At 69.8% G+C, this 7,295-nt stretch carries 8 protein-coding genes; 5 read left to right on the forward strand and 3 right to left on the reverse strand.

The window, feature by feature from the left end:
• Both AC1D15_RS12595 and AC1D15_RS12600 read right to left on the reverse strand, forming a co-directional pair.
• The coding region (locus AC1D15_RS12595) for an SDR family NAD(P)-dependent oxidoreductase (protein WP_477826234.1) at window positions 1-242 on the reverse strand (242 nt) is incomplete at its 3' end.
• The gene (locus tag AC1D15_RS12600; RefSeq protein ID WP_477826235.1) at window positions 242-2,608 is read right to left on the reverse strand and encodes a bifunctional salicylyl-CoA 5-hydroxylase/oxidoreductase; all 2,367 of its coding nucleotides are present in this window, start codon (window positions 2,606-2,608) and stop codon (window positions 242-244) included. The genes AC1D15_RS12600 and AC1D15_RS12595, both read right to left, overlap by 1 nt.
• A 149-nt stretch (window positions 2,609-2,757) precedes the next feature.
• Here AC1D15_RS12600 and kynB point away from each other — a divergent pair, with 149 nt between their 5' ends.
• Genes kynB through AC1D15_RS12625 form a run of 5 tightly spaced genes read left to right on the forward strand, consistent with a single transcriptional unit; the run spans window position 2,758 to window position 6,906 of the window.
• Window positions 2,758-3,381 carry an arylformamidase gene (gene kynB / locus AC1D15_RS12605; RefSeq protein ID WP_477826236.1) on the forward strand — a complete coding sequence of 208 codons (624 nt, stop codon included), beginning with the start codon at window positions 2,758-2,760 and terminating at the stop codon, window positions 3,379-3,381.
• 12 nt (window positions 3,382-3,393) lie between these two features.
• A complete protein-coding gene (gene kynU / locus AC1D15_RS12610; protein ID WP_477826237.1) occupies window positions 3,394-4,680 on the forward strand; it encodes a kynureninase in 1,287 nt (428 codons plus the stop codon).
• Window positions 4,677-5,543, forward strand: a complete 867-nt coding sequence (gene kynA / locus AC1D15_RS12615) for a tryptophan 2,3-dioxygenase (protein WP_477826238.1) — start codon at window positions 4,677-4,679, stop codon at window positions 5,541-5,543. The genes kynU and kynA overlap by 4 nt, the downstream gene beginning before the upstream one ends.
• Window positions 5,544-5,561: 18 nt before the next feature.
• Complete coding sequence (locus AC1D15_RS12620; protein ID WP_477826239.1) at window positions 5,562-6,434, forward strand: DUF6597 domain-containing transcriptional factor; 873 nt, start codon at window positions 5,562-5,564, stop codon at window positions 6,432-6,434.
• A gap of 16 nt (window positions 6,435-6,450) precedes the next feature.
• Window positions 6,451-6,906, forward strand: a complete 456-nt coding sequence (locus AC1D15_RS12625; RefSeq protein WP_477826240.1) for a VOC family protein — start codon at window positions 6,451-6,453, stop codon at window positions 6,904-6,906.
• A gap of 14 nt (window positions 6,907-6,920) precedes the next feature.
• Here AC1D15_RS12625 and AC1D15_RS12630 read toward each other — a convergent pair.
• On the reverse strand, window positions 6,921-7,295 hold a 375-nt coding region (locus AC1D15_RS12630), incomplete at its 5' end, for a carboxypeptidase regulatory-like domain-containing protein (RefSeq protein WP_477826241.1).

Raw genomic sequence — 7,295 nt, forward strand, 5'->3', positions numbered from 1 at the left:
GCCCGACCCTTCGACAAGCTCAGGGCGAACGGGGGTGGAGCCGGAGCGAACGGGGGGGAATCCGTTCGGGCTGAGCCTGTCGAAGCCCTGCCCGCCAAGCGCGCCCGTGCCGCCAGCAACCGGGCTTCATCTCGCCCCATCAATGTCACGTGCACCCCCTGTCCCAGCAACACCGCCGCGATCGCCTCACCGATCCCGCTGCCGCCGCCGGTCACCACCGCGTGCAAGCCGTCCATCCCCATCACACCCCCTGCGCCAGGTTCGCCTGCTCCTGCGCCGACAGCCCCGCCGTCTGCGCCGCCATCGCCCGCTCGCGCTCCAGGTTGCGCTCCAGCTGCGACTTCCCCGCGACGTACTGCCGCGGCCAGTCGGCCCCGACGCCGTTGACATGGCCGATCTTCGCGGCCTCCAGCAGCGTCCAGGCCGGGTTCGCCAGGTGCGGCCGCGCGATCGCGCACAGGTCGGCGCGGCCGGCCGCGATGATGCCGTTCACATGGTCGGCCTCGAAGATCGCGCCGACCGCCATCGTCGCGATGCCGGCCTCGTTGCGGATCGCCTCGGCGAACGGCGTCTGGTACATGCGCCCGTACACCGGCCGCTGCTGCGGGCTGACCTGTCCGGACGACACGTCGACCAGGTCGGCACCGGCCGCCTTCAACGCCCGCGCGATGGCAATCGCATCGTCGGGCGTCGTGCCGCCCGGCACCCAGTCGTGCGCGGAGATGCGCACCGACAGCGGCTTGTCGGCCGGCCACGCCGCGCGCATCGCCATCAGTACCTCCAGCGGGTAGCGCAACCGGTTCGCCAGTTCGCCGCCATACCCGTCGGTGCGCTGGTTGGTCAGCGGCGACAGGAACGACGACAGCAGGTAGCCGTGCGCGCAGTGCAGCTCCAGCCAGTCGAAGCCGGCCTGCGCGGCACGCTTCGTCGCCGCGACGAAATCGGCAGTGACGCGGTCCATGTCGTCGCGCGTCATCGCCCGCGACCACGCGCTGACGCCGTCCAGGTACTGCTGCGGCGAGGCCGAGATCAGCGGCCAGTTGCCCTCACTGTTGTCTTCGGCCAGCGGCAGGTCTTCTCCATCCCACGGCACGCGTGTCGAGCCCTTCGCGCCGGCATGGCCCAGCTGCATCGCGATCTTCGCGCTGCTGCCCTGGTGCACGAAATCGACGATGCGCTGCCACGCCCGCATCTGCGCATCGGTGTACAGCCCGGGGCAGCCCGGCGTGATGCGCGCATCGGGCGAGGTGCAGGTCATCTCGGCGAACACCAGGCCCGCGCCGCCCAGCGCCCGGGCCCCCAGGTGCACCAGGTGGTGGTCGCCCGGCACGCCGTCGACCGCGCTGTACTGCGCCATCGGCGAGACGACGACGCGGTTCTTCAGCGTCACGCCGCGCAGCGTGAACGGCGTGAACATCGGCGGCACGGTGTGCGTGCCGTCGAGCCCGGCGCGCTGCGCCAGCCACCGTTCGTAGCCGCCGACGTAGGCCGCATCGCGCAGCCGCAGGTTCTCGTGCGAGATGCGCTGCGAGCGCGTCAGCAGCGAGTACGCGAACTGCGGTGCGTCGAGCCGCGCATGGCGTTCGACGTTCTCGAACCATTCGGTGGAGTTGCGCGCCGCGTTCTGGATCTTCAGCACCTCGATGCTGCGTTGCGCCTCGTAGGCGGCCAGGGCCTGGTCGAGGGCGCCGGGGTGCGCAGCGATCGCCGCCGCCAGGTCGATCGCATCCTCGAGTGCGAGCTTGGTGCCCGAGCCGATCGAGAAATGCGCGGTGTGCGCCGCGTCGCCCATCAGCACGACCGGCGCGCGGCCATTGTGGTGCACCCACCGCTTGCAGACCACCCGCGGGAAGCGGATCCACTGCGCCGAGCCGCGCAGGTGCGCCGCGTTCGACATCAGCGCATGGCCGTCCAGGATCTTCGCGAACAGCTTCTCGCAGAACGCGATGCTCTCTTCCTTGCCCATGTCGGCCAGGCCCGCGGCGCGCCACACCGGCTCGGGCGCCTCGACGATGAAGGTGGAGGTGTCGGCATCGAAGCGGTAGGCGTGCACCTGGAACCAGCCCCACTCGGTGCGCTCGAACGCGAACGTGAACGCATCGAAGCGCTTGCGCGTGCCGAGCCAGACGAAGCGGCACAGCCGGGTTTCGACATCGGGCTCGTAGGTGGCGGCGTAGCGGCTGCGGATGCGGCTGTTCAGGCCGTCGCAGGCGATCACGAGGTCGGCATCGAGCGCGGTGTCGTCGCTGCACTCGGTCTCGAAGCGCAGCCGCACGCCCTCTTCGGCACAACGGTCCTGCAGGATGTTCAGCAGCTTGCGCCGGCCGATGCCGCAGAAGCCATGGCCGGACGAGCGGACTACCTCGCCCTTGAAGTGCACCTCGATGTCGTCCCAGTGGTTGAACGCATCGAGGATCTGCGCCGCGCTCTTCGGGTCGCTGCGCTGCACGGCCCCGAGCGTCTGGTCGGAGAACACGACGCCCCAGCCGAAGGTGTCGTCGGCGCGGTTGCGCTCGATCACCGTGACCTCGTGCGACGGGTCCTGCTTCTTCATCAACAGCGCGAAGTACAGGCCCGCGGGGCCGCCGCCGATGCAGGCGATGCGCATGTGCGTGATCTCCGGAGCGCCACGGCGGAAATCGCCGGGCCGATGAAATTTAGAGCTTGATATTTCAGGTGTCAAGCATTTATTGGCCACGACGGGATGTCTGAAATAACCGACACCACGACGCCAACGGCGGTGCTACTGTTCCGGCCGTGAAAAAGCTCTGGGACATCTCCCCACCCATCGCCCCCGACTCGCCGCTGTTCCCCGGCGACGAGGCCTACTCGCAGGCCTGGACCGCGCGCATCGGCCCGGGCTGCCCGGTCAACCTGAGCGCGATCACGATGTCGCCGCACATCGGCGCGCACGCCGATGCGCCGCTGCACTACGGCGACGATGCGCCGGCCATCGGCGCGGTCGACCTGGCGCCGTACCTGGGCCGCTGCCGCGTGATCCACGCGATCGGCGTCGGCCCGCTGGTGCGGCCGGAGCACCTGGCGCCGTTCGCCGCCGACCTGCCACCGCGCGTGCTGGTGCGCAGCGTGCTGAAGGCGCCGACCGCGTGGTCGCCCGAGTTCAGCTCGTTCGCCCCCGAGACCATCGTCTGGCTGGCCGACCGCGGCGTGCGGCTGGTGGGCATCGACAGCCAGTCGGTCGACCCGGCCGACAGCAAGACGCTGGACAGCCATCACCAGCTGCTGGCGCGCGATCTGCGCGTGCTGGAGAACCTGGTGCTCGACGACGTGCCGGCCGGCGACTACGAACTGATCGCGCTGCCGCTGAAGCTGATGCTGGCCTGTGCCTCGCCGGTGCGCGCGGTGTTGCGAGAACTCTGAAAGACCTCCCGAATGACGACACGACAAGACTGCCTGGCGCTCGACGCCCGTGATGAACTGGCGCCGCTGCGCGCGCTGTTCGACCTGCCCGACGGCGTGATCTACCTCGACGGCAATTCGCTCGGCGCCCTGCCGCGCGCCACCGCAGCCCGCGTGCAGCAGGTCGCCACCGCCGAATGGGGCCGCGACCTGATCAAGAGCTGGAACACCGCCGGCTGGATCGACCTGCCGCAGCGCATCGGCAACAAGATCGCCTCGCTGCTGGGGGCCGGGCCCGATGAGCTGATCGTCGCCGACTCGACCTCGGTGAACCTGTTCAAGGCCTTGTCGGCCGCGCTCGACCTGGCGCAGCGCGACACGCCGGGCCGCAAGCGCATCGTCTCGGAGCGCTTCAACTTCCCGACCGACCTGTACATCGCCGAGAGCCTGGCGCGGCAGCGCGGCTTCGAGCTGGTGCTGGCCGAGGCCGACGAGATCCCGGCGCTGATCGACGACCGCCTCGCGGTATTGATGCTGACGCACGTGAACTACCGCAGCGGCCGCATGCACCGCATGGAAGAGACCAACCTCGCGGTGCATGCCGCGGGCGCGCTGGTGGTGTGGGATCTCGCGCACTCGGCCGGCGCGGTGCCGGTGAACCTGAAGGGCAGCGGCCCGCGTGCCGGCGCGGCCGACTTCGCGGTGGGCTGCGGCTACAAGTACCTGAACGGCGGGCCCGGCGCGCCGGCCTTCGTCTGGGTGCACCCGACGATCACCGCGCGCATGGACGCCGAGCAGCTGTGGCAGCCGCTGTCGGGCTGGCTCGGCCATGCGGCGCCGTTCCAGTTCACGCCCGACTACCACCCCGCCGCCGGCATCGGCCGCTTCATCTGCGGCACGCCGCCGGTGCTGTCGCTGGCCGCGCTGGAATGCGGCGTCGACACGATGCTCGCCGCCGAAGCCCTCGGCGGGCAGCCGGCGCTGCGCCGCAAGTCGATCGCGCTGAGCGAGCTGTTCATCGCGCTGGTGGAGGCGCGCTGCGCCGGCCACGGGCTCACGCTGCAGACGCCGCGCGATGCGGCGCAGCGCGGCAGCCAGGCGAGCTTCGCGCGTGCCGACGGCGGCTACCCGATCATGCAGGCACTGATCGCGCGCGGCGTGATCGGCGACTTCCGCGCGCCCGACATCCTGCGCTTCGGCTTCACGCCGCTGTACACGCGCTTCGTCGACGTGTGGGAGGCGGTGGAGCACCTGGTGCAGGTGCTGCAGACCGGCGAGTGGCAGCAGGCCCGCTTCAACCAGCGCGCGGCGGTGACATGAGCTGCCCGCATCACGAATCCGGCAACACCGACGGCGAGAAGATCGTCCGCGAGGAAGGTGCGCAGCTCGACTTCTCGAGCGACATGAGCTATGGCGACTACCTGCACCTCGACGAGGTGCTGAACGCGCAGCACCCGCTGTCGCCCGAACACAACGAGATGCTGTTCATCGTGCAGCACCAGACCAGCGAGCTGTGGATGAAGCTGATGCTGCACGAGCTGGGCGCGGCGGTGCAGCGCGTCGCGAGCGACGACCTGGGCACCGCCTTCAAGATGCTGGCGCGCGTGAGCCGCATCATGGAGCAGCTGGTGCATGCGTGGGACGTGCTCGCGACGATGACGCCGCCGGAGTACTCGGCGATCCGGCCGTACCTGAGCAACAGCAGCGGCTTCCAGAGCTGGCAGTACCGCTGCATCGAGTTCATGCTGGGCAACAAGAACGCGGCGATGCTGAAGCCGCATGCGCACACGCCGGAGATCCTGGCGCGTGTCGAGGCGGCGTACCGCGCGCCGTCGCTGTACGACGAGGCGCTGCGGCTGCTGGCGCGGCGCGGGCTGCCGGTGCCGGCCTCGCATGTGGAACGCGACTGGTCGCAGCCGTACGTGAGCGACGATGCCGTCGAGCAGGCGTGGCTGGTGGCCTACCGCGCGCCCCAGCAGCACTGGGACCTGTACCAGCTCGGCGAGGAGCTGACCGACCTGGAAGATGCGTTCCGCCTCTGGCGCTTCCGCCATGTGACGACGGTGGAGCGCGTGATCGGCTTCAAGCGCGGCACCGGCGGCACGAGCGGCGTGGGCTACCTGCGCAAGATGCTCGACGTGGTGCTGTTCCCCGAGATCTGGAAGTTGCGCACCAGCCTGTGAGGGCTTATGGTGCGGCGCATGTTCGTGCGCCACACCCCCGCCCCGCCGCTCGACGCGTTCGTCGATGTGCTGTGGGCCAGCGAGCGCGGCGCGATGCCGCATGCGCGCGAGCGCAACCTGCCGACCGGCCGGGCCGACCTGATCATCGCGCTGCGGCAGACCCACCTGAACCGCTTCGCGTCGGCAGATGACCTGCAGGGCCGACGCTTTTCCGGCGGCATTGTGCAGGCGCCGCAGCAGCTGCCCTTCTTTCGCGAGACCGGTGAGCCCTCCTCGGTGGTCGGCGTGCATTTCCGGGCCGGCGGGGCCGCGRCACTGTTCGGCGTGCCGCTGACGGAACTGTCGACGCCCGCCACGCCCGACGAGCTGTGGGGCCCCGAGGCGGCCGCGTTGCGCGACCGTCTGCAGGCCTTGCACGGCGCGGGCGCGCGGCTGCGTCATCTGGAAGCCTGGCTGCTGTCGCGCCTGCACCGGGCGCCGCAGCACGCTGCCGATGCGCCGATCGCATGGGCCCTGCAAGCGTTCGAGGGCTCGGTGCCGCACAGCGTTGCCGAGGTGCGGGGCGCGCTCGGCTGGTCGCCGAAGCGCTTCATCGCCGAGTTCTCGCAACGCGTCGGGCTGACGCCCAAGCGCTACCTGCGGATCGCCCGGTTCCAGCGCATCGTGCAGATCGCTGCACGCTGCCGAACCTCGGGCACGCCGATCGACTGGACAGCGCTCGCGCTCGCTGAAGGCCATGCCGACCAAGCCCACCTGGTGCGTGAGTTCCGCAGCTTCTCGGGGCTCACGCCGACGGCCTATCAGCCGCTCGCACCGGACCAGGCCAGCCACACCGCGGAAAAAATCTTCAAGACAGCGAACCGGGCGGACCCCTACGCTTCGGCCCGATGACCCCAAGGAGCCCGCGATGATCCATGAAGTGTTCACCTACCTGCGCGTGCGCGACACCGCCGCGGCGATCGCGTTCTACACGCAGGCCTTCGGTGCGAAGGAGCTGTTCCGCCTGACCGAGCCGTCGGGGCGCATCGGGCACGCCGAGATGGAACTCGGTCCGTCGGTGTTGATGCTGTCGGACGCGTTCCCCGAATACGGCATCGAAGCGCCGCCCATAGGAGGTTCCACCAGCTACGCCAGCGTGCACCTGCACGTCGACAACGCCGACGCGGTGCTCGAGCAAGCGGTGTCGGCCGGGGCCACCGTGCTGATGGCACCGACCGATCAGTTCTATGGCGAGCGCAGTTGCAAGCTGCGTGATCCGTTCGGCCACGAATGGCTGATCGGCCACAGCATCGAGCAACTCACGCCCGACGAGATGCAGCGCCGCTACACCGCGCTGATGACGGAGCCGTCGTCAGCGCAGTGAACGCGCTGCGTGGGTCAGTCGGTGCCCTGCGGGAACACCACCACCGGATTGGCCGTGCCGCGCGAGTTCACGGTGACCTGCTTCGTGACGGTCCTGCCGTTCAGCGTGGCTTCCATCTTGTACTGCCCCGCCGGTGCCTTCACCAGCATGTAGGGGCCGTCTGCCTGCGCGTCGAACACGACGTCGCCTTCCTTGTCGATCAGCTTGACCTGCGTGTCGGCGGTGAACTGGTTCTTCGCGCCGGCCTTCTCGTAGATCTCGATCGCGAGCGGGTAGTCGCGCTTGGCGTCCTTGAACGCCGGCACCTCTTCATAGGCCACGCCGCCCGTCACGTAGGTGATGTCACCGGCCTGCTTGGCAGCGGGCAGCGGGGCGCGGTCGTCCTGGGC

This window comes from Rhizobacter sp. P2_H2, from assembly GCF_056403375.1.